The sequence below is a fragment of the Streptomyces sp. NPDC056734 genome, assembly GCF_042790455.1.
Lineage (GTDB): Bacteria > Actinomycetota > Actinomycetes > Streptomycetales > Streptomycetaceae > Streptomyces.
Map to the genome: position 1 here is coordinate 1 of NZ_JBHTZD010000028.1, position 23,291 is coordinate 23,291.

Genomic DNA, 23,291 nt, shown 5'->3' on the forward strand with positions numbered 1-23,291 from the left:
TCGAACCGCTCGGGGTCCGGGTGCCGTTCGGCGTCGTGGTGGGCGGCGCCCACCATCAGGTGCACCATCTGGTCCCGGTGCACCTCCAGGCCCCCGAGGACCCGGTCATCGGCGGCGACCCGGCTGATCACATGGGTGGGAGGGTCGTAGCGAAGGCTCTCCTCGATGAACGCGGGTGCGAGGTCGGGATCATCGGCGAGCTGCTGCCAGCGCGCGGGGTTCTCGACGAGCCGCAGGGTCATGGTCGACAAGAGGGTGGCGGTGGTCTCCAGAGCGGCCAGCAGCATGAACAGGGCGAGGAAATAGACCCCTTCATCGGCCTTCTCCTGGTCGGGCTCCATGGCGTCCCATTTGGCGATCCACCGGGACACGGGATCGTCCCCGAGTCGTCCGCGGCGCTCGCGCACCAGGTCCAGGAAATAGGTCCGGAGTTCGGCCATCGCCGCGTCCGACCGGGCCAGCTGGCTCGCCGTGGGCAGCAGTTCCTGGGTGTAGACCTGGTCATGGGTCAGCTCGCGCAGCCGGGGCCAGTCGGCCTCGGGCAGCCCGAGCCAGTTCCCGATGGTGGCGACGGGGAGTTCCTCCCCCACGAGGGCGGCGAAGTCGGCCTCGCCGCCGTCGCGCAGCCGCTCCACCAGTGAATCCAGGAGCCGGTCGGTCACCTCGGCGACCATCGGGCCCAGCCCCTGGATCGTGCCCCGGTCGAAGGTACCGGCGGCCTGGCGGACCCGGGTGTGGTCCGGAGGGTTGAGTGCGGGCAGAGTACTGCTGATCTCACGCGACGAAGGCGCGCTCCAACGGGTGCGCGGCCCCTGTTTCTCCCGCCAGCGCTTGTCGGGCTCCAGCCAGGCGGGGCTGCGCAATATCTGGTCGCACAGATCGAAACTGGTCACCAGTAGTCCGCCCCAGGGTGCGGGCGCGACTGCTCCCATCGAACGCAGTTCGGCATATATGGGGAAGGGATCCTCCTGGCCCTGTGCCGAACGTAGTCGGGTGAAGAGGGAGACGGTGGCTCTGCGATCGGACGACGGAGTCGTGACGGTCCTCACGATGACGGCCCCTTTCTGAGCACAGCCGTCATCCATACCCGGGCGCTGTTTGAAGCATCCAATAACACGGTGCGTTTATATGGTTACCTGCGTCACTCTCCCCTGGTCCACGCGAGGAAGCGGCTGAACATCCCCTGCTTGGACTGCGCAGCACCCTGACGCGGGGCCGCCGCCGGCGTCGAACGGACCTCTCCGGACTGCGGCGCGCCGCTGGTTGCGGGCCGGGCCGCGGACCGCGCCGCCGACTGGAGCGTGCGCGGGCTGAACCGCACCGGAAGCGTCACCAGCGAGCGGCTCCACGGCGCCGGCACCCAGGCCAGCTCCTTGAACGCGACCCGCATCTCGACATCGGGCAGCCGGTTGGAGAGGGTCTCCACCGCCTTCACCGCGATCATGAACGCCGGGTCCTTGGCCGGGCACGCGTGCGGCCCGGCGCCGAACGCCAGATGCGCCTTCCCGCTGAGCTGCTCACGGTGCTCGCTCAGCTTGGGGTCGGTGTTGGCCGCCGCGAAGGAGATCAGCACCGGGTCGCTCTCCCGCAGGATCCGCCCGCCCAGCTCCACGTCCTGGACCGGATAGTGGGCCGCGTAGTTCGCGATCGGCGCGTAGTTCCACAGCGTCTTGGCGACCGCGTCCTCCACCGGCAGCCCGACCTGCCAGTCCTCGCCGAGATACAGCGCGGTGCTGGTCCCGATGGTCGCCGACGTCGGGGCGGTGCCGCCCGACAGCAGGGTCACCAGCTGGTGCAGCACCTCCTCGTCGGACAGCCCCGCCGGGTGCAGCATCAGCCGGGTCGTCAGGTCCGGGCCCGGGTGCCGCCGCTTGAGCGCGATCAGCTCGGCGAGCGCGCCGCCCAGCACCTCATCGGCGCCCGGGGTCCCCTCGAAGATCCCGGAGGTGCCGACGATCACCCGGTCACCGATCTCCCGGGTGCAGCCGAACAGGTCGCTGAACACCAGCAGCGGCAGCGGCTGCGCGTAGTCCGCCATCAGCTCGGCCTGACCACGGGTGCTGAACACACTGATCAGATAGTCGGCGGACTGCTGCACCTGCCGGGCCAGCTGGAGTTCGTTGACGGTGGCGAGGGAGTCGGTCACCGCCTGCCGCAGCCGGGCGTGCGACGCCCCGTCCGCGAACAGGGCGTTGGGCCGGTAGCCCATCATCGGCAGCGCCGGGCTGTCCTGCGGCACCCGGCCCTCCCGCAGCGCGGTCCAGCGCCGCGAGTCCCGGACGAACATCTCGGGGTGCTGGAGGATGGACAGGGCGTCGTCGTAACCGGTGACCAGCTCGACCTGGACGTCCGGGGCGATGTCGACGGGCGCGCTCGGGCCGAGCGAGCGCAGATGGGCGTAGTGCCCCTCCGGGTCGGCACCGAACTCCGGCCCGTACAGCCGGACGTTCGCGTGCGCGGGGCAACCGGGCGGTATGTCGTGGTGGTGCTGCATGCCTGGCTCCTAGCCGAGGATGGACATGAGGTGTTTCACCAGCGCGATGAGCGCCTGGGCCGACGACTGCTCATCACGCACGTCGCAGTGCACGATGGGGGTCTCACGGGAGAGATTCAGTGCCTCGCGCACTTCCTCGTACGGGTAATCGGGGGTGCCGTCGAACTGGTTGACGCCGATGGCGTACGTCAGCCCGAACTGCTCGACCAGGTCCAGCACCGCGAAGCTCTCGTGCAGCCGCTCCGGGTCGACCAGCACCAGGGCGCCGAGGGCCCCCCGCGACAACTCCTCCCACATCTCCTTGAAGCGCTCTTGTCCCGGCGTGCCGAAGAGATAGAGGACCAGCTGGTCGCTCAGGGTCAGCCGGCCGAAGTCCATGGCCACGGTGGTGGTCTTCTTGTCCGGCGTGCCCGACAGGTCGTCGACGCCGACACTGGCCTCGGTGATCTCTTCCTCGGTCTGCAACGGCGGGATCTCGGAGATGCTGCCGATGCAGGTGGTCTTGCCCACGCCGAAGTGACCCACGATCAGGATCTTCACGGCGTGGGAGACATCTGGTTCCAGATACACGGACACGGGTCAGGCTCCGAATTTCGTCTGGAGTCCGCTGATGACAGCGCTGAGCAGTTCGCGGTCTGGTCGCTCGGCCCGCGGAATGGGCGGCCGGACGATGATGAGGCCGCTGTCGTCCATCTGGGCCAGCAGGATCCGTACGATCCCCAGCGGCAGCCGGGTGTGCCCGGACACCTCGGCGACCGACAGGAACCCGTTGGCCACCAGGTCCATGACCAGCCGCGCCTCCGGGGAGAGCGTGCGGGCCGCGGCCGGTGCCCCTTCCTTCGCGGTCACCAGCGTGGTGTGCGAGTACTCGTGCTCCGGAGGCAGGGACCGCCCCTGGGTGATCACGAACAGGGGGACCAAATCGGACGTCAGCTCGATTTCCTGGTCCGGATCGTCATGCATCGCTGAACGGCCCTCCCCGCGGCGTCCCGCTCAGCGCGGGCACCACATCCTGAAGACGGGTGGTGAACTCCTCGATATCGCAGTCGTGCTCGGCGGCGGCGGCCAGATAGGCCCCGGCTCCCGCCGCGATCAGAAAGACCCAGCCGTGCTGGAACTCGATGATCGTCTGCCGCCACTCGGGCTCCTCCCGGCCGCCCGTGAACGGCGAGGTGGCCCGGCTGTAGGCGTGCAGGCCCATCATCGCCGCCGCGATCCGGTCGGCGAGATCCTTGCCCATCCCCGAGGACGCGCCCCGGGGCAGCCCGTTGATCCCCAGCAGTACGGCGTGCCGCGCACCCCGCACCTCGGCGATCGCCTTGTCCAGCTCCGGAATCACGAACGCCGGACCACCGGCGCCCTCCCGGAACGCGTCGCCGGTGCCGTCCCCCTGCCCCAGCTCCCCGAGATTGACCCGAGGCGCCGAGGTGAGACTGTCCCCGAGTCGCGCGACCAGCCGGTTCATCCGGTACGAGATCTGCTCGATGTCGACATCGGGCTCGGCGGCGGCGGCCAGATAGGCCCCGTCACCGGCCGCGATCAGAAAGATCCAGCCATGCGCGAACTCCACGATGGTCTGGTTCCAGCGCACCTGGTCCGAGGGACCGGCGAAGCCGGCCACCGCCCGGCTGAGCGACTGCATCCCGGCCATGGCCGCGGACACGGCCCGCACATCGCGCTCGGTCAGCCCGTCGGTGGCTCCCCGCGGAAGACCGTCGGCCGAGAGCACCACGGCGTGCCGCGCCCGCGGCACGTTGTCCACGATGTCCTTGACCATCCACGACAGGTCAGTGGTCATACGTCTTCGGACCCTTCGGGCGATGGAGCGGAAAGGTCGCGGCCGGACATCGTGCCGCGCTGAAGCGCGCCCAGACCGCGACCGGACAGCCCGCGCCGCGGCGCGGGCGCCTCACCGCCACGGTTGTCGAGGTCACCGAACCCGGCGATCGGAGCCTTGCGCGCCCCTCGCTTCGGCAGCCCGTGGGCGGTACGCCCGCCGATCCGCGGCACACCGTCCGTGTGCGGCCGGATGCTGCTGACGGGGGCCTCGCCGCCGTTGTCGCTGTGGCCGGCCGGCGGGACTGTCTCCTCCATGGTCCACAGCTCCTCGGGCAGGCGGACGACGGCCCGGACACCGCCGTACCGGGAGACACCGGTGACATCGACATTGAATCCGTGCTGGCGGGCGAGCAGCCCGATCACGGGGAAGCCGAACTTGGGCTGGTTGCCGAGCTGCGAGAGCCGGGGCATGTCGGCACCCGCGAGCAGCTCGGAGGCCAGCTGCCGGTCCTCGTCGTTCATACCGACACCGGCGTCGTCGATCACGATGCACACACTGTTCTGCACCCGCTGGAACGTCACCTCGATCGGCGCGTCCTGCTGCGAGAAGCTCGCCGCGTTGTCGAGCAGTTCGGCGACGGTGAGCGCGACCGGCGCGACCGCAGCGGCCTTCAGCGCGATCCCGCTGTGCTGCATGATCTCGACCCGCTGGAAGTTACGGATCTGCCCCTGCGCGCTGCGCACCACGTCGTACACGCTCGCGGGGCGGGGCCGACGCCCGATGGGCGCCCCGCACATCACGGCGATGCCCTGGGCCTTGCGGGCCATCTGCGCATTGGCGTGGTGCACATCCAGCAGGTCGGTCAGCACCGAGTGCCCGCCGTACTTGCGCTGGATGTCATCGAGCACGGTCGTCTGCTCGGCGGCGAGGCTCTGAAGAAAACGGGCCGCGCCCTTGAGCACCGCCTTGGTACGGTCCTCGGCGGACCGCTCCGCCTCGCGGATCACGTCGTCCTGCTCCTGCCGGAGCTTGTACACCTCGGCCCGCAGCTTGTGCGCCTCGGCCTCGGACTCCCCGTGAAGCTGGGTCAGCGCGCCCTCCAGCTGACCCCTCTTCACTCCCAGCGCTCTGTTGCGTACCACCAGTACGACGACTGCGGCCACGGCTATCGCCGCAACCGCAGCCAGGCACCATATGAGCACGTCTCGAATCATGGAAACCTTTCCCGGCGCGTGGCAGCAGACATAGGCCCGACTCACCTCGCGATGATCCGCAGCCATCCCCCAGGAACTGCGTGGCCACAGGTGGCCGCTCTGCACGGCAAGCCGGCCGACTTCAAAATGGCGCCTGACCCGAGTGGATCAAGGTCGCGGACGCCGGAACTCTACCACCGCACAAGTGCTCCCCAGAGTCTCTGTTCGAGGTCTAAACCTCATATCAACACAGCCTCTTCACCACCTTTTTGACGGACCCTTGGCGGCTCTTCAGAACCCCCCATAAATCCCACCGGACACGCACATCGCCCCCATCGGCGCGCTGACCTGCTGGGGGTGTCGTGGGCTGGGATGGACAGGGCGGGTGGTGGGGGAGGGGCAGGTGGGGGAGCGGGGCGGGGCGACCGAGGGGAGGGGGTGACGCATATCACAGATTGGGGGAGGGGGTGCGGGCAACGGCCCAACACTGCCCCAACGAGTCCACGGGAGCCCCCTGTCCCCCGCCGTGCCCTTCCCCGCCCGCCCGGCGGCCAGGTCACCCACATGGGTGTGCGGGGGGCGTGAAACCTGAGCGGGGAGTGACCCAGCAGCGCGGGCGGCGCCGCACGCCGGTGGTTTGACTCAGGGAGCGTGTTTACGCAACTCGCGCGCGAAGCGACCCCCTTCGCGCCTTTCCCGATGATCGTTCCGCCTGTTTGGCTTCGTACCGCAGCGCACCGGCCGGCTCACCACCGGACCGGCCGGCTCACGACCGGCCGGCTCACCACCGGCCCGTCCCGTCACCCCTGTTCCGCCCGCTGGAGGGAAATTGTCCACACCGGACAGCGCCACCGGTTCCGTCGTCGAAGAACCCGCCCCCGACCCCGGCCGGCAGCCGACCAGCCTGAGCACCCAGGCGGCCCGCCAGCTCACCACCACCACCAAGTCCGCACCGCAGATGCAGGCCATCACCTCACGATGGCTGCTGAAGTCGCTGCCGTGGGTGGACGTCAAGGGCGGCACCTACCGCGTCAACCGCCGACTGCAACTGCGTACCGGACGCGGCCGGGTGCACTTCGAGCACAACGGCGCGGACGACATCCGGGTCGTGCCGGAGACCCTGACCGAACTCCCCGTGCTGCGCGGCTACCCCGACACCGACGTCCTGCGCGAACTGGCGGGCCGCTTCCGCCCCCGCGAGGTGCGCGCCGGGGAGGTGCTGTTCGAGGCGGGCCAGCCGGTGACGGAGACCTACCTGGTCGTCCACGGCCGGTTCACCCGCTACACCAGCGGCAAGTACGGCGAGCAGGAGATCCTCGGGGTCGTCGCCGCCGGCGACCAGCTGGGCGACGAGGCGGCGGGCCAGCCCGACCCGCTGTGGCTGACCTCGGTACGGGCCGACACCGCGGGCGTGGTCCTCGCGGCGCCCTGGACCGCCATCCAGCAGATCATGGAGCGCTCACCGTCGCTCGCCGCACACCTCCAGGCGTACGTCGAGCGCCAGCGCAGGCCGACGAACCGCAAGGGCGAGGCCGAGGTCCCCGTACAGGCGGGCCACTTTGGCGAGCCGACGATCCCCGGCGGCTTCGTCGACTACGACCTCAACCCCCGCGAATACGAACTGTCCCTCACCCAGACCGTGGTGCGCGTGCACTCCCGCGTCGCCGACCTCTACAACGACCCCATGGACCAGACCCAGCAACAGCTGCGCCTGACGGTCGAGGAGATCCGCGAGCGCCAGGAATGGGAACTGGTCAACAACCGCGAGTTCGGCCTCCTCCACAACGTCGACTACGGCCAGCGCATCAGCACCTTCACCGGCCCGCCGACCCCCGACGACCTGGACGAACTCCTCGCCATGCGCCGCAAGACCAAGGTCTTCCTCGCCCACCCGAAGGCCATCGCGGCCTTCTTCCGGCAGTGCAACCGGCGCGGCCTGGTCCCCGGCACGGCGACGCTCGACGGCCACGAGGTCCCGGCCTGGCGCGGCGTCCCCGTCCTGCCCTGCGGCAAGATCCCGATCGGCGACGACCACACCACCAGCATCATCGCCCTGCGCACCGGGGAGGCCGACCAGGGCGTCGTGGGCCTCTACCCGACGGGCATCCCGGAGGAGTTCCAGCCGGGCCTGAACGTCCGCTTCATGGGCATCAACGAGCAGGCCGTCATCAACTACCTGGTCACCGCCTACTACTCGCTGGCCATCCTCGTCCCCGACGCGGCGGGCATCCTGGAGAACGTCCAGCTCGGCCGGACCGCGGACTGAGCCAGGAGCCCGAGATGAACACTGTTTACACGCTGCCCGGACCGCCGGACATCGCCCGAAGCCTGCGCCGGGGGACCCGTCGTACCGGCGTGGTCCCGGGCCTGCGCCACCGCCCGGCGGTCCCCGCCGACCCGGAGAAGGCCGCCGAGATCGACCGACGCCTGGAGACCTGGGCCCGCGCCCTGGACCTGTTCCCGGAACACTGGACGGGCGACTTCTCCGGCTTCCAGTTCGGCCGGGCGGTCGTCCTCCAGCACCCGGGAGCCCTGGACCTGGACCGCCTCACCGTGGCGGGCCAGTTGCTGCTCGCCGAGAATCTGGTCGACTCCTGCTACTGCGAGGAGGACGAGGGCCGGGGCGGATCGCGCCGGGGCCTGGGCGGCCCGCTGATCATCGCCCAGTCCGCGATCGACCCGTACCACGGCGTCCCGGAGGTGCAGGCCGAGTGGCGCGAGGGCATCCAGGCGGACGGCCCGCTGCGCTCGTACCACCACGCTCTGACGGAGTACGCGGGTTTCGCCACCCCCAGTCAGGTAAATCGTTTCGTCCATGACATCGCCCGTCTGCATCTGGGCTATCTGGGCGAGGCGGCCTGGATGGAGACCCGGTACATGCCGCGGATCTGGGAGTACCTGGTGATGCGGCAGTTCAACAACTTCCGCCCGTGTCTGGCGCTGGTCGACGCCGTGGACGGCTACGAACTGCCGGAGCCGGTCCACTCCCGCCCCGAGATCCAGCGGATCACGGCGCTGGCCTGCAACGCCACGACGATCGTGAACGACCTGTACTCCTTCACCAAGGAGCTGGCGAGCGACCCGGACCATCTCAACCTGCCGCAGGTGGTCGCGGCCAACGACGGACATGGCCTGAAGGCGGCCTATCTGAAGTCCGTCGAGATCCACAACCGGATCATGGACGCGTTCGAGGAGGAGTCGGCGGCCCTGTCCGCCGCGTCCCCCGTCGTCGGACGCTACGCCCAGGGCCTGGCGGCCTGGGTGTCCGGCAATCACGAGTGGCACGCCACCAACACCAACCGCTACCACCTGCCCGACTACTGGTAGTCCGGACGAGTCAACGGGACTACCGTCCGTCACATGTGTCCAGAGGAGCAATTCTTGACCACTGCCCCCGACGGAACCACCTCCGTCCAGGTCCAGATCCCGACCCAGTCCGTCTACCAGACGCGAGTCGCGGACTACTGGAACACCGAAAAGAATCCGGTCAATCTGGAGCTCGGCAAGATCGACGACCTGTACCACCACCACTACGGCATAGGCGCGGCCGACCGGTCGGTCCTGGACGAGCCCGACCCGGACCTGCGCAAGCAGCGGATCACCGGCGAACTGCACCGCCTGGAACACGCCCAGGCCGAACTCCTGGCCGGTCACCTGGGGCCCCTGGACCCCACCGACCGGGTCTTCGACGCCGGCTGCGGCCGGGGCGGCGGCAGCATCGTGGCCAACCTGCGCCACGGCTGTCATGCCGACGGCGTCACCATCTCCGCCAAGCAGTGCGACTTCGCCAACGAGATGGCCCGTAAACGGGGCGTCGACGACAAGGTGCGCTACCACCACCGCAACATGCTGGACACCGGCTTCACGTCGGGCGCGTACGCGGCATCGTGGAACAACGAGTCCACGATGTACGTCGAACTGGAACTCCTCTTCGCCGAACACGCCCGCCTGCTCCGCCGAGGCGGCCGCTACGTCACCATCACCGGCTGCTACAACGACACCTACGGCCGGGCCTCGCGCGAGGTGTCCCTGATCAACGCGCACTACATCTGCGACATCCACCCCAGGTCGGAGTACTTCCGGGCGATGGCCGCCAACCGCCTGGTCCCGGTCCACGTGGAGGACCTCACCCAGGCGACCCTCCCGTACTGGCAACTCCGCAAAGAGGCCGACCACCTGGTCACCGGCATCGAGGACGCGTTCTTGGACGCGTACATGAACGGCAGCTTTCAGTATTTGCTGATTGTGGCTGACCGGGTCTGATCGGGTCTGAGGGGGGCGCCCGGAGGGGCGCGGGGGAGAGCGGGGGCCGGGGTTACGGGCTCCCGCTCTCCCTGTTCAGACCGGCGGCGACGCCAGCGGCAGAACGTATTCCTCGGAGCGCTTTCCCAAGTGCAGCGGGAGGGGGCGGGAGAGCGGGTCGTACTCGTCGTGGAAGCGCAGCTGGTGGGTGGCCGCGGCCACCACGGACGGCCGGTCGGGAGAGGTGCCGGCGCGTCCGGCGGCGGCCATCGCGGTTTCGGACAGACAGCCCACCACAGTGAGTTCCAAGGCCTGCGGATTCCACGCGCGGGCTGCGGGGGCGTGCGGCCAGTCCTTGTCGGGAACCAACTTCCGCAGGTCACGGCGGACGGCACCGGCGCTGGCCGGCTTTCCGACGGTGCTCAGGAAGACACGGCTGTCCGGATCCGCGTCGTGGGCCGCCCAGAGGCCCGCCGAGAATCCGGGGGGCTCGTCGTCGCCGTCGGCGGGCGCGTACCACTGAGGCGTCTCGTCACGGCTGTTGGTGTCCCGCACCAGCACCATCCGCAGGTCCGCACCGTGCAGCGCGAGCCGCACGGGCTCCTCACCACGGAAGGTGATCATGTCCTTGACCATGTCGCCGTTGCTCAGTCCGGGCCATGCCGCACGGAGGTTGCCACTGTTCGCCAAAACCAAGGTCGGTCGACCGCGTACCTGGAAGAGCAGTGAGCGGATCTGCCGTTCCACCTCGCCGGATTGCTCCCCGGCGGCCCGGACGACCGGACCGGGCCGGGGATCGACCAGTGCCGAGTCGGCGGCGAGGGTGATCAGGAGCCGAGGGTAGGGCACCCATTCCTTACGGGCATCGTCCCACCCCTGTACGGGGTGCACCGCGTCGCCCGGCCGGATCCGCAGGGCGACCAAGCGCTCGGCCGCCTTCCGGGTCGGCCCGCTGACCTGCCGGCGGATATGCCAGAGAGCCAGATACTGGAGGTCGTCGGGGAGCTTCTCGTCGAGTTGCTGTTCCGGCGGGACCACGGCACCGAGCTGGCGCATCCCGTCGGCCACCGCGGAGCCCGCCCGGATGGCCAGCGGCCCCTCGGCGTCCTCGGGAACGACGATGAACTGGCTCACCCGGTCGGCCTCCGCACACCCGAGCCGAAGCGCCGCCTTCGGATCGGCATCGGGCCGCCGGCGAAACCGTCCGGGACCCAGCGTCTCCACCAGAGCCAGACCGAACGTCCCGCCCGCCGGACCGAGCCCCTCCGCGATCCGCGCGGCCCGCTCACGCACGGCGTCGGCCAGCACCTGTGCTCGTGACCACCCTGACCTGCGGATGATCTCCAGGGGCGCTCCCAGGCTCTCCAGCGAACGGACCCGTACATTCACTCGCAAATCCCCGAACCGCCACTCGTATTCCTTGGCCGCCCGGTCCGCCTCGTCCGCTCCGTCCGCGGTGCCCGTGTCGGCCGGGAGCCCCAGCCATGCGCACAGGGCGCCGATCAGCGCGTCCCTGGTCTCGTCCGTCTGCCAGAGCACATCCACCCGTAGGGGCTGCCCGTCGAGGGCCGCTTGCACTGCGGCCCGCCGGGCCAGTACCCGCTCCCGTGCGCGCTGCTCGCGCTGCTGAGGGTCCTTCGGCGGGGAGGTGGGGAGCAGCACCGGCCGGCGCTTGTGATGGGCGCGTCCGTAATCAGGCACTCTGCGCAGGAAGGGGCGGAGCGCGTCCTCGACCCAGCGGTCGAGCAATGAGCGTTCGAGCGGCATGAGCCCGGCGCCGACGCGATGGTCGTCCATCGCCGTGCTGTGCATGATGCCGGCGGCCACACCGTCACGGCCGCCCAGCCATGTGGCCGCTTCTGCGACCAGCTCGCTCGGCTTGGGGTAGGCACGCAGAATGTCCAGCTGCGGAAGCACCTCGACCAGACTCTGCCGGGTCCAGGACAGGGTGCCCAGACCACGGTCGACGGCGAGCGAGTTGACGGCCAGACGAGAACGCGGCGCCTGGGCACCGGGCCAGGGCAGCGGCGCATCGAGCAGGACGGTCGCACCCTGCCCCTCCGGCAGTCGCACCGGAGCCCCGGTCTCCCACCGCCGAATCCCGTACGACACATGCACCCGGAAGCGCTCCGCGAACGGAACCGTCTGCACGGTGACGGTCACCAGCGCCGAGTAGTACCAAGTGCGCTTGCCACGGACGTACTGCCGTGGCGGCCAGCTCACCAGCTCCACTCCTTGGTCCCGGGTGACCTGGCGGAAGGAGAGGTCGATGCCGTCGAGGCGGAGTGGGCGGGCCGCCAGCCTGGCGCCCACCCACTCCGGGAGGAGGTGGTAGAGGCGCCGGTCGGGCCGCGCGGTGCCCCCAGCGGAGAGCTCGGCGGCGGCCAGGTCCACGGACTCATGGCGCCACTGCGGGCTGTGCTGGTCGATCAGCGCCAGGGCACCGTCCAGAGCCGCGTGGTGCTCGGCCGCCCGCCCCGGATCGGGGTCGGTATCAGGTGGCAGGGTCATCACCCAGGACGCCAGCAGCGGGGCGACCAGCTCCGCGGGCATCTCCTCCGTGGCATAGAACCAGGGGACCTCCGAGCTGCTTCCCGCTCCCCGGCCGGTGGCCACCAGCCCCGGTGCGGTGGAGCGCAGCAGGGCGTTGAGGCGTTTGACCGGCAGGCCGAGCGGTTGTTGATCCCTGCGCGGCCACCGGCGCCGGTAGAGGTCCATGAAAGCGGTGCGCCACTCCGACGGGAAGTCGATGACCCGGTACTGCTCGGTCCACGGGCCCGAGGTCGGATCGGGCTCGTATGCGCAGGTCCTGATCAGTTCGTACATGGTGGATCTCCTTCGGTCAGCCGGCCTTCGACGCGGCCGGTGGGAGGTACGGGGCGAGGCAACGGTCGAGGGCGGTCCACAGGGGGCGGTAGAGCGCGGTGACGATGTGCCGGTCGTCAGCGGACACATCGGTGCCGGGGGTGAAGTAGGGCCCGAGTACCGCGTGGATGCTGTGCAGGAGACTGGTCTTCGGGTCGTCCGCTTCGTCTGAGGGGTGGCCGGTGGCGAGGCGGGGCGCGAACGCGGCGTCCACGAAGGCGACCCGGGTGGGTACGGCACCCCGCACGGAGCGGCCGATCACCTGCCAGATCAGGACCAGGAGATCCCAGGTCACCCGCTCCCGGTCGGTGCCCAGCGATCTCCATGCCATGCTCCGGGCGAGAACCCGGGTCCATTCGGACCGGGCGAGGTCCCTGACCTTGCGGGCGCCGAGACCCAAGGTGGCCTCCCCCCGCACCCACGTGGCGAACTCACCGCTGTCGCGTTTGCGTACGATCCAGTCGTTGATCGCGTGGACGGCGAGCCCGAGGTCGTCGGGACGGGGATTGGGCCGGGTCAGGAAGTAGATCGAACCGATCGCCGCGTGCCGGCGGTCGAGGTCGAGGATGTTGTGTCCGCGCTCCACCGCAAGCAGAGGAGCCACCAGGATCTCGGCCCTGGTGCCGGCCAGGGTCTCCACATCCCCGCGCCGCAGCACGGGCGCGTGGTACTCGTCCTCGTCCGCCCCGCCGCCGGCGTCGGGATCGTCGTCGGGCACCAGTCGGGACACCCTGCCCCGCCAGCGTGTGTTGAGGGTGTGGAGGGTGTCGGCCACGATCTTGGCCTCTTCGTAGCTGCCGACGAGCAGCAGGATGTGCCGGCGGTTCTCGGGAAGCTCCGTGAGTTCCTCACCCAGGCGGCTCTTCCCCGATTCGTTGTCGCCGAGAGCGGTGACCATCCTGCGCAGGATGTCCGCCCGCTGGTCGAGCGGTTCCCCGGAGAGCCGTTGGGCCTCGGCGTGCTCATGGCATTCGCATGCCGCCCGGCAGTCACAGTCGTACCGGATGAACTCGAAGCGGAAGTCGCTCTGTTCGGCGATCTTCTCTAGTTCCTTCGGGTCGGGCTCGATGATCACGCCGATGCCCACGGGAATGTGGTAGCGGCTGGACGAGCCGGCCCAGCTGCTGCCGGACATCAGCAGGACGTTCGTACCCGGACGTCCGTCGACCGTGGGCAGGTCGGGCATGGCCCGGAGCAGTTCGCGGCCGATTCCGCTGCATCGGAAGAACCGCAGTTCCCCGGTACGGGCTCCGCCACGGTCCGGACCGCCCTCCAGCAGGAACTGGAAACCGATCACATTGCCCATGGGCGCCTCGGGCACCATGGGACCGTAGTCCGGCGGCCTGCGGTACATCTCGTTGAACCCCAGGTTGAGCGCGGACGCGACCCGTGGCCACATGGCGTTGGTGAGGGCGAGCTTGGGTTCCAGGGCGCTGAGCAGCAAGGCGAACTCGAAGCGGGTCATCAGCAGCTCGACCCATTTCTCCGGATCTTCCGGCCAGGGACTTGGCAATCGGTTCTTTGCCGAGGCGCCCTTCTTCGCCGACGTCCGGGCCTTGGCCGATGTGGGGCGTTTGGCCAAGTCTTCCGGATTCGGCTCCGCGCACGTCTCCGCATAGGCGCGGAATGCCGCGTAGCACTCGCGGCCCTTGTCGCCAGGTGCCAGGAACTTGTTCAGGTCGAACAGTTCGCAGAGCACCTTCCGGAGGCGCTCACGAGTGCGTTCGCGGTAGGTGGTGTGGAGCAGTTCACCCATCAGGCCCGTGAGTTCACCACCGATCTCGGTGGCCGGATGGCGGTCACCGAACGGGTTGTCCCGGAAGGCGTCCAGAACCTCGTCAAGGTGTCGCCGTCGGTCCTGGTGAAGATGCCCGACGGGATGTGCCAGGGTCTCGGGCTGCGTGCCCTCCCGGTCCCCGGGCAGCGGGTACCGCTCCTCCAGCAGCCGTTGCTGAAGCCGCCCGGCGCTGAAGTAGCCGGTCTTGACCCAGTTCCGCAGATCGAATTCGCTCACCAGCATGCCGACCAGCCGGTCGGCCGCGGCCTGCGTGGTGTTGACGGCGGCCGACCAGTTCTCCACGTCCCGGTCGGACAGCTGGATCCGGCCGGCGCCCGCCAGTTCCCGGATGCGGTGCTGGTTGACATCGTCGAGGAACGACCGGGTGTCCGGGCCACCGCCGAGGAGTGGAATGCCGGGGGCGAACATCCGGTCGAGCTGCATCTGGACCCGGTCCGCCTCGTCGACGATCACGAGGTCGCTGCGTCGGCAGGCGAGTTCGAGATAGCGGATGCTCTCGCGGTTCTGCGGATGGGGCACCTTGGAGTCGACCAGGCTCGGTGGCGTGGCGACCCAGACGGCCGCGTCGACCAGTTCACGGGCGCTGTGATGGCGCGGGCAATCAGTCCAGAACGGACAGACCAGCCTGCGCCATCGCGCCCACGGGTCGTCCGGGTAGTCGCCGCGCTGCCGCGGGGGTTGCAGCCGGGTGCACGGTGCCTCGCCGTAGCGCAGCAGGGAGTCGGCGGACTGGGTATCCGTACCTCGCAGGGCGTTCAGGGCACAGGACGTACTCAGATAGGCGAACCCGGCGTCGGTATGGGCCAGGAGATTGCGCTCGCCGCGGCCCGCCAACCGTCGGTGCAGCCGTTCGGCGTGCTGCTCACGCCCGGCCGCCCCCAGCACGGGCGCGGCGCTGCCTGGCACATACGTGTTGTACAGCTCGACCAGTTTGAGCTGCTCGGCAACATCACCGACGACAACGGTCACCCGCCGGCCCCGCCTTGCCAGGTACACCGCCAGCACATCGCGCAGCGTGCTCTTGCCGGCACCGACGATGCCGAGAAGATGCTGAATGCGGGCCACCTCGAAGGCGTCCGCGCGCTCGAACCCGTCGGTCCCGCGGACGAATACCCGGATCCTCTCCAGACGTCCGGCCCAGTCCTGTGATTTCACCGAGTCCATGAAGGCGGCCGTAGCCTTCAGGTCCTTCCACTCGAAGCACAGTGGCCGCCCCTTGTTCTCCGGCAGCGCCGCGAGGTCGTGACCCGCCGGTGGTTGGGCAGTGTGTTCGGGCAGTTGGACTGTGGCCAGGTACCTTCCGATCGGAAAGGCGTGCCGGCCCGCCTTTGCGAAGACCGGCGATCCCCCCGCGAACGCCGGAGCCTCTCGCAGCAACTGTTCGTACGTCCGCCAGCGGTCCGGCGCCACCGACAGCGCGGGACGCCGGATGGCAGGGCGTTCCACATCGGCGACGTCATAGGCACGGAGCTGGCGGTCGAGCCGCTGGTACTCCTTGAGGGCATCGGCCCACGCACGGCGGCGGCCCCATGTCCACAGCGTGTACCGCGCCGTGCGCAGGATCTGCTCCCCGGCCTCGTCCACCGCGCCCCAGGCGCGTGCGAAGGAGTATCCGCTGAACAGCACCCAGGCGTCCTCGGCCGGTGCGTCGGCGGCGAACCTCTCCTGGAGCAGCAGCCCGATCTCGATCTCGCACAGGGAGACGAGTCTGGGATTCTTCAGGTCCGGGGCGCTGCGCGACAGCTCACAGGTGACCTCTGCCAGCGAAAGATCGGTACTACGCATCGTCGTTCCTCTCGTACGCGGTTCCGGCGGCCTGCCGTGGCGCCGTGAACTCGTCGGCGGACAGCAGCCGCACCCGGGACCCGTCCGGCACCGCGCCTTCGAACTCCTCGCGGTACCCCGGGCCGGCCACCAGAGCTTGTGGCGCGACGACGTACAGAGGACCGGGCAGTCCGGCCGCGGTCTCGGCAGCGCGCAGGGCGGCTGGTACGGGCTGTTCCCGGGCCTGAACCTGAAAGATGCGCGTCTCTCCGCCGGGACCGGCACATTCGTGCAGGCCCAGCCCTTGCGGTAGCAGGCGAGCCCGCTGGGGTAACGCGGAGCGGACGGCGCGTTCGGTACGGCCTGGCAGGGCCAGGAAGAGGCGGAGCGCCAGCGGCAGGAGACGGGACTGTTCCGGTCGCGGTGTGGATTCGAGTACGTGTTCGCCCGGTGGGCAGCCGCCTTCGCACCAAGACGTCTCCGCGGCAACGGGTTTGGCGAGAAGAGAGCATCCGGAGCAGCGATACACCGTCCGGTCGATCTGGAAGCGATCGGGGACAGGGCCGTAGAGTCCCTGGACCAACTTCCAGGTATGGGCCACGGCCGGGCTGAGGAAGTCGATCGGGTTGTACTGGAGAATGACCGGCCTGCTGATCAGGAAGTCGCGGCAGGCCGCGAACCGTTCCACGGTGCCGCAGTTCTCGGCGAGTTCCGCCAGCAGAGCAACGGCCTCCTGCTCAACTACGCCGTCCGGTCCCCAGGAGGCCAGTTCGGCACAGGTCCGGGTGACCTCCTTCGCGTCACCGTGGACGAGCCGGGCTTCGCCGGATGGGAAGCCGTTCGGCAGCTTCAGGGGCCACCAGGCAGCCGGGCTCCTCTCCCGACACCATGACAGCAGCTCGGAAATACCGCCGGGCACTGGCCGGTTCCGGGTGAGCCCCGCCAGCACGAGCCGGTCCAAGGCCAACTGGAGTCCCGGAGGGTAGGGCAGCCGAAACGTCGCCGCCTGCGTCACCTGGGCCAGGCCGATCAAGCCACGGGACAGGGCCGCGAGCAGTTCCACTCCCGGCCGCTCGTTCCCGATCACAGGCCCACCTCTGCCGCGTCGCCCTGCGTGGGCCTGGCCGTGCACCACTTGGCCACCTCGCAACTGGTGCACTCCGGACCTGGCACCGCCTCGAACGACAACTCCGAATGCCAGCCGGACACCTGCTCCTTCAGCACCTTCTCGGCGGCCGTCCGGGTGTGCGGCGCGAAGGGATCGAGCGTGCGCAGGTCCACCCCGCCAGGGCGCAGCAGCTCCAGCTCGACCCGCCCTCCCGCCCGGGGTCCGGGCAGCAGCCCCGAGCCGATGATCTTGACCGCCAGGGCCAGCTGGGGATACGCGGCCAGCACATCACGGCGTCCGCGAACGCTGCCGGACGTCTTCGTCTCCCGCCAGACCCAGCCCCCGGCGTCCCGGTACAGCAGGTCGGGATCCGCCACGACGACCAGGTCGGACGGGGTGTCATCGAACACGAGCCGGGGTTCGATCCGGATCTCGGAGCGCGGTTCGGCCCTGCGTAACGGGCACACCTCGGCGTGATGGCGTAGCAGCTCCGCGCCCAGCAGTCGCTCCGCGTCGGGGAGCCGATACCGCTCAGGCACCCACTCCTCGGGAATCTCGGCAGTGCACGGCACAGCATCCTGGCGACCGTGACGCTCCGCCAGGAACTGATGGACGGCCCTCCCCCGCTCCGCCGCGGCGTTCCGCTCCAGCGTGTCCTCGACCGGGAGCCGCAGCCCGCGCAGGTAGCCACGCGCCGGGCAGCTTCGGTGCCCCCGTCCGGTCGTGGAGGACCAGCTCCGGCGCGGGCGGGTGCGATCGGCGATTCCCAGCAGCCCCTCAGCCCTCGGCAGCGCCGGGCACACCGGCGCCGCGACGCAGGACACGCAGGCGCTGCCGGGCCGATACTCCTGGCTGTCGAGCAGCGCGCGGACGGCGGGTGCCCCATGAGCCCGGTACAACTCCACCGCCTGTGCCCGGGTTCCCTCGAAAACCGTGGCCGCCCGACCGTCGGACAGAGCGAACTGGAGGACCCTCACCTCCTCGACCCGGGGGTCGCTGTCCCCCTCCGCCGCGACCAGGGCGGCCACCGCGCGCTCGGCTTCGCCGCGTTCGCGCAGGCGGGTGGTCGGCAGGCGCAGTTCACGGCGGCGGCCGTCGGCCGACTCGAAGCAACGGCCCCAGGCAGATATGCGGTAGCGCGAGGCGGTGCCCCGGTCATCCGTGACCGGCGGGGAGTAGCGGTAGACCCATGGGCTCTGCGCGGGGCGAAGGTCCGGATCCGGCGGGCACGCTTCGCGATACATCCGCAGTGCGTGCTCGGTCCACTGCCGCAGCCCGTCGTGCAGAGGACGTTTTCGATATCCGTACGGGGCGTCTTCAGGCCGCTCAAGCCGGTCGGCCGCGGCCATGAAGGGCATGTTGGTGAACGATTCCAGTGCCTCTGGCTTCGACGCGACCCGATCTCGTAGTCGCAGGCCCCGGGCCTTGAATACGTCGGACGCGGGGCACCGATACCGCTCGGGGCCGAACATGCCCAGACGGATATGGACGGCGCCCGATTCCCCGACCAGTCCGTCGGGCGGCCAACTTCCTGTCATAATGTTCTCGCTTGTCTGTTGCCGGGGTTCTTTGTCGAACCGATCGGGAATTCCTCTGTGCGTGTGGAGCAATCGGATGCTTCCTGGCCCTATCCTCAACGACCGTTACCGGCTGGTGCGAAGGCTGGGCAACGGCTCGGAGGGGGAGACTTTCGTTGCCTGGGACCAGGTGGACCAGCGGAAGGTTGCGGTCAAACTTCAATTCCCTCGTGTTGTCGAGTCGAAGGCCGACTACACCTTCTTTGGCCGTTTCATCACAGACGAGCACGACCGGCTTGTGAGCTTGCTGGATATTCCAGGGATTCCTGCGGTGTATGACAGCGGCTCCTACGGGAAAAATGGCCGCAAATTCCTCGTCATGGAGCTGATCGATGGGGTAAACCTCGACAGCTGGATCGGCGATCACCATCCGGTTCCGAAAGACGCGGCCATTGCAGTCGTGGCGCAACTGTGCGCGATTCTCGGTGCCGTGCATAGCAGGGGATACGTGCACCGAGACGTCACTCCGAAGAACGCAATGCTGCAACCCGATGGCTATGTGCGGCTGTTGGATGTCGGTATCGCGATCGCACCCGGATACGTTGAGGACGACCCACGCGGTACTCCGAGATTCGCCGCCCCTGAACAGATGATCGAAAATTCATGGGTCACTGCGCAGGCTGATGTCTTCGCCCTAGGCGCTTTGCTCTTCAAGATGGTTGGCCCTGAGTTGCCGTACAGCGATCTGGAGTACCCCTTCGAAGCCACGGCCCAACCCTTCGTAGAAGGTGCTCCGGAGAATATGCCCGAGCCGCTGCGCGCCCTCGGACTCGCCATGGTCGCCATGAACCCGGATCAACGACCGAACGGTGTCGCCGAAGTACTGCGCGCACTGGGGCCCATGCTGCCCGAGCCCGGCACCCCGGCCTCTCCGAAAGCTACGCGCCCCGATCCGACACTTCCATGGCGTTGCGGATCGCTGATGTGGTGACTCCAGGGACGAACGGTCCGCCGCCCGGGTTCATGGCAGCCGCCTCAACCGCTCGACAGCGGCGTCGAGATCCCTTTCACCCAGTCCTTCCAGTTCGGAGCGTGCCTGTTCCAGAGCGCTCGCGGCCTCCGGTGCCCGACCCGCGTACCGGCACGCGTCCGACAACCAGACGAGCGTTCTGGCCTGCCTGCTCCCGTAGGAGAGCGACCGGTACAGATCGAGAGCGCGCTGGAAGTCGCCGATGGCTGCTTCGTGTTCCGCCTGGCCCATCCTGATCCGGCCGAGGCTGAACAGGGCATGAGCCTGTCCGTTGACGTCACCATGGGCCTCCAGTACGGCCAGGGAACGCAAGCAGTACTTCACGGCTTCGTCGTATCGCCCCAGGTCGTAGTGGGCATTTCCGATGCCGCCCAGTGTCAGCCCTTCATTGAGGACATCGCCCAGTTCCTCGAAGGCGGAGCGGGAAGAGGTGAAGTACTCCAGCGCCTCGGCTGGAAAACCGCTCTCGCGCAGGAGAACGCCGAGGAAATAGCGGCCCATGGCGAGGCCAGGGAGGTCCCCTCCGTCTTTGCTCAGCCGTACCGCGGCCCGGAGTTCTCTGGTTGCCTGGGCGGTGTCCCCGAGGCCACGGTGGGTGCCAGCGAGCATGCGGTGGACCATCGCGATGTCGGCGGGCCCGCCCTCCCGTCGGACCGCTGCCAGAGCGCCGGTCAGATACCTGAGCGCGTCCAGATGCCGGTCGGAGCGCCACTGGAACGTCACGAGAGTCATGGACAACAGCCAGGTGTAGCGGTCCAGGCCACGCTCTTCGGCCAGTCCGAGGGCGGCGGTCAGCGTGGAGTACTCGGTGTCGAACCACGACATCGCCTCGCCGACAGTGGACGGAGCGACGACCTGGACGCCGGTCGGGTCGGGGATCGGAAGCCGGCGTCCGGCATCCAGTCTGCGGTCGCAGGCCCAGGCGTTGTGGAGCAGGAAGGACAGGATTCGCTCGACCAGCCGCGCACGCTCCTCGGCGTCCTGCTGATCGGCCCGTTCCGTGCCATAGACGCGGATCAGATCGTGAAGTGCGTAGCGTTCGTCCATAGGTTCGGTCACCAGGCTTATCCGCACCAAGTCGTCGAGCGCGTCGCTGATGACGGCGGAGTCCGCCGGATCAAATGCCCGTACGGCAGCCCAACTGGCCGTCGGACCCGGGTGTACCGCCAACCGCCAGAACAGTCGTGCCGCCGGTGCGGACAGCAGCTTGTGGGACGCGTCCAGTAGCAAGCGCATGCTCAGACTCTCCGAGCGCAGGTCCAAGGACCTCAACCGGGTGCTTTCCGCCCGCAGATCACGGACGAGCCCTCCGATCGCCTGCGGTGGCCGTTGCTCGATCCGTGCCGCCATGATGCGTAGCGCCAGGGGAACACCGGCGCAGTAGGTGACCAGGTCGTCGACGAAGGGAACGGCTGTACGCATCCGTGTCTCGCCCAACTGCGTGCGGAGCAACTCGGCTGCATCCTGCCGGTCCAGGGGAGCGAGATCGATCAGGTCGGCCCCTGCCTTGATGGAGAGACTGTGCAGTTGTCGCCGGCTGGTGACAATCGCCGCACTCGCTCCGGGACCTGGAAGCAACTGGTGGACGTGTTCCTCGTCGCGTGCGTTGTCCAGGATCAGCAGCACTGCGCGATCCGCGAGCGCGGACCGGTAGGCGGACACCATGCCGTCCATGGTCGGGGTTCTCGGGCGCACCCCGAGGTCGTTCAGAAACCTGGCCAGGACAGCGCCCTGCCGCTCGGGCTCGCTCGACGAGAAGCCGCGGAGGTCCACGTAGAGAACGCCGTCCGGGAACTCCGGCTGAAGTACGGTCGCCGCCTTCACGGCCAGGAAGGTCTTCCCGGCGCCGGCCATGCCCGAGAGGGCGGCGATGCGGGTGCGGTGGGGCGTCCGCCCCAGGACGGTCAGCGTCAACTGCTCAAGCTGAGGTTGTCGGCCCACCGCTCCCACAGGCGACAGGGGAAGCTGTCGCGACGCGAAGGGGGCCGATCCGACCTGCGCATGCGTCGTCCCTGGGCCCGGCTGCCCTGTGTCGTCCGCCAGCAGCAGATGGTACGTCGGCCGGTCGAACCGCTGCTCCCAGTGGACGAGCAGTGGTTCGATCTCGCCCTCCCTGCCGAGCGCGCGCAGAGCGGCCACTTTGAGCCGCAGCAATGCCTCGTTGTCGGGCCACTCGGTCAGCGCCCAGTCGACCCGGTCGAGAGCGTCCCATGACTCGCCGAATTCCAGCTCGGCGCGGACGCATGCCGCCGTGGCGTCTCGGAACTCGGCGTCGAGTCTGTGTCTCTTGTGTTCGAATCCGGGGCCCGGCATGCCGTCCAGGGGCGTTCCCCGCCACTCACCGAGTGCGGACCGAAGCGCCTTGATCTGTTCCAAGGAGTTTGGCGCGGCGTCCGCCGCCCGCCGCAGATCCTGGAATCGAATGTAGTCGACGTCCCTCGGGTCGGCGCGGATCTGACAGAACCCGGGCTCATTCCGCTCGACTACAGCCTCGGGAACGCACCGCCGCAGCTGATGGGATAACTGTCGAATTCGATTGGGGTTCGAATCCTCGCCCGGCCACAGGCACTGCATGACGGAGGCGTGTGAAGCACGGTGCCTCGGCGCCAGTAGCAGAACAGCGAGCAGTTCAAGGGCTTTCGTCGACTTGAACGCGACCGGTTCCCCGTCGCGCAGGGCCAGGACCGGGCCCAGTACACGGTATTCCACTTCCTCATCCCTCTGTCGTACGGCAGATACTTCGATCTGCGGACGAGAGAAAGCATGCCACGAGCCACCGCGGAGCGATTAACGTTCGGCTAACGTCTGGAACTTGGACTTGCCGGACCGATCTGCAAGGCTGTGATCACGCCGCCCCGAACATTGCGGCGATTCCCAGGAACGCGTATCGGCGCGGGCCTGATTGCTGGTCAAGCAAACACTCGAACAGGAGAAGTCCATGAATGCACAGCAAAAGCACAGCCGACGCCAAGCCGGCCGCTTCACCCCGGGCCGGCGCATCAAGGCAACCGTGCCTCCCCGCCGTCGCAGGCCCCGCCCGGCCCCCAGGCCGACGCCTGTCCCGACCTCGGCCCTGGGCATTGGCAGGGCCTGGAAGCCGGTCCGGCCCACAGCCCAACGAGTCTGCCGAGGGGCACTCTTCACTGACGAGGAGTGAGACCGGGGCCGCAGGCCACCGGCGCGCGGCAGACGCGACCGACCAGTCCGCCGCGCCCACCAGACGCAGAAGAAGCAGCAGACGGGAGAATCGAAAGACACAGAAGAACAGGACACCGACAGGCGGGCCCGGAACATTCCCGGGCCCGCCTGTCGGGGCTGCCCCACGTGCCCATGCTCGCCGCTGGTCCACGAGGACACCCGCGAGATGGCAGAGTTCCTCGCTCGCATTCCCCTGGCGGAGGGCCGAAGGAGTAAGGACAGCCGCATCAGTACGTGGCACTGATGCGGCCAATGCCCCAGAGCCGGGGCCAGACTCGTAGTCTGCGTTCAAGGGAAACGAC

The 23,291-nt window shown here is 68.9% G+C and carries 15 protein-coding genes; 4 read left to right on the forward strand and 11 right to left on the reverse strand.

Annotation, left to right across the window (positions count from 1 at the left end; all coding sequences use genetic code 11):
* The 6 genes from ACFRFC_RS32380 to ACFRFC_RS32405 all read right to left on the reverse strand — a co-directional run.
* Positions 1-1,085: cytochrome P450 (locus tag ACFRFC_RS32380; protein WP_383112673.1), on the reverse strand; the 1,085-nt coding region annotated here is incomplete at its 3' end.
* Between the two features lie 56 nt (positions 1,086-1,141).
* Positions 1,142-2,494: a cytochrome P450 gene (locus tag ACFRFC_RS32385; RefSeq protein WP_382691681.1), complete on the reverse strand. Its 1,353-nt coding sequence runs from the start codon at positions 2,492-2,494 to the stop codon at positions 1,142-1,144.
* Between the two features lie 9 nt (positions 2,495-2,503).
* On the reverse strand, positions 2,504-3,064 hold the full coding sequence (locus ACFRFC_RS32390; RefSeq protein ID WP_382691731.1) for an ATP/GTP-binding protein: 561 nt from the start codon (positions 3,062-3,064) through the stop codon (positions 2,504-2,506).
* A gap of 9 nt (positions 3,065-3,073) precedes the next feature.
* Entirely contained in the window at positions 3,074-3,457 is a 384-nt protein-coding gene (locus ACFRFC_RS32395; RefSeq protein WP_382691679.1) for a DUF742 domain-containing protein, read from the reverse strand.
* Positions 3,450-4,292, reverse strand: a complete 843-nt coding sequence (locus ACFRFC_RS32400) for a roadblock/LC7 domain-containing protein (RefSeq protein ID WP_382691677.1) — start codon at positions 4,290-4,292, stop codon at positions 3,450-3,452. Before ACFRFC_RS32400 ends, ACFRFC_RS32395 begins: the two co-directional genes overlap by 8 nt.
* Complete coding sequence (locus ACFRFC_RS32405; protein ID WP_382691730.1) at positions 4,289-5,470, reverse strand: ATP-binding protein; 1,182 nt, start codon at positions 5,468-5,470, stop codon at positions 4,289-4,291. The genes ACFRFC_RS32400 and ACFRFC_RS32405 overlap by 4 nt, the downstream gene beginning before the upstream one ends.
* Positions 5,471-6,296: 826 nt before the next feature.
* On the opposite strand from ACFRFC_RS32405, the gene ACFRFC_RS32410 reads away from it, so the two are divergent.
* Genes ACFRFC_RS32410 through ACFRFC_RS32420 form a run of 3 tightly spaced genes read left to right on the forward strand, consistent with a single transcriptional unit; the run spans position 6,297 to position 9,730 of the window.
* A complete protein-coding gene (locus ACFRFC_RS32410) occupies positions 6,297-7,733 on the forward strand; it encodes a family 2B encapsulin nanocompartment shell protein (protein ID WP_382691675.1) in 1,437 nt (478 codons plus the stop codon).
* A 14-nt stretch (positions 7,734-7,747) separates the two neighbouring features.
* Positions 7,748-8,794 carry a family 2 encapsulin nanocompartment cargo protein terpene cyclase gene (locus ACFRFC_RS32415; RefSeq protein ID WP_382691673.1) on the forward strand — a complete coding sequence of 349 codons (1,047 nt, stop codon included), beginning with the start codon at positions 7,748-7,750 and terminating at the stop codon, positions 8,792-8,794.
* 54 nt (positions 8,795-8,848) lie between these two features.
* Positions 8,849-9,730, forward strand: a complete 882-nt coding sequence (locus ACFRFC_RS32420; protein WP_382691671.1) for a geranyl diphosphate 2-C-methyltransferase — start codon at positions 8,849-8,851, stop codon at positions 9,728-9,730.
* 75 nt (positions 9,731-9,805) lie between these two features.
* Here ACFRFC_RS32420 and ACFRFC_RS32425 read toward each other — a convergent pair whose 3' ends face one another.
* The 4 genes from ACFRFC_RS32425 to ACFRFC_RS32440 are packed head-to-tail and all read right to left on the reverse strand — an operon-like array spanning position 9,806 to position 18,593.
* On the reverse strand, positions 9,806-12,535 hold the full coding sequence (locus tag ACFRFC_RS32425; RefSeq protein WP_382691669.1) for a pPIWI_RE module domain-containing protein: 2,730 nt from the start codon (positions 12,533-12,535) through the stop codon (positions 9,806-9,808).
* A 16-nt stretch (positions 12,536-12,551) separates the two neighbouring features.
* Complete coding sequence (locus ACFRFC_RS32430; RefSeq protein WP_382691667.1) at positions 12,552-16,157, reverse strand: hypothetical protein; 3,606 nt, start codon at positions 16,155-16,157, stop codon at positions 12,552-12,554.
* Positions 16,150-17,223: a hypothetical protein gene (locus ACFRFC_RS32435; protein ID WP_382691665.1), complete on the reverse strand. Its 1,074-nt coding sequence runs from the start codon at positions 17,221-17,223 to the stop codon at positions 16,150-16,152. Before ACFRFC_RS32435 ends, ACFRFC_RS32430 begins: the two co-directional genes overlap by 8 nt.
* Positions 17,220-18,593, reverse strand: a complete 1,374-nt coding sequence (locus ACFRFC_RS32440; protein WP_382691663.1) for a PD-(D/E)XK nuclease family protein — start codon at positions 18,591-18,593, stop codon at positions 17,220-17,222. Before ACFRFC_RS32440 ends, ACFRFC_RS32435 begins: the two co-directional genes overlap by 4 nt.
* A 265-nt stretch (positions 18,594-18,858) precedes the next feature.
* On the opposite strand from ACFRFC_RS32440, the gene ACFRFC_RS32445 reads away from it, so the two are divergent.
* Entirely contained in the window at positions 18,859-19,752 is an 894-nt protein-coding gene (locus ACFRFC_RS32445) for a serine/threonine-protein kinase (protein ID WP_382691661.1), read from the forward strand.
* Positions 19,753-19,782: 30 nt separating this feature from the next.
* Here the strand turns inward: ACFRFC_RS32445 and ACFRFC_RS32450 are convergent, their stop codons facing one another.
* On the reverse strand, positions 19,783-22,365 hold the full coding sequence (locus ACFRFC_RS32450) for an ATP-binding protein (RefSeq protein WP_382691729.1): 2,583 nt from the start codon (positions 22,363-22,365) through the stop codon (positions 19,783-19,785).
* Between the last annotated feature and the right edge of the window lie 926 nt (positions 22,366-23,291).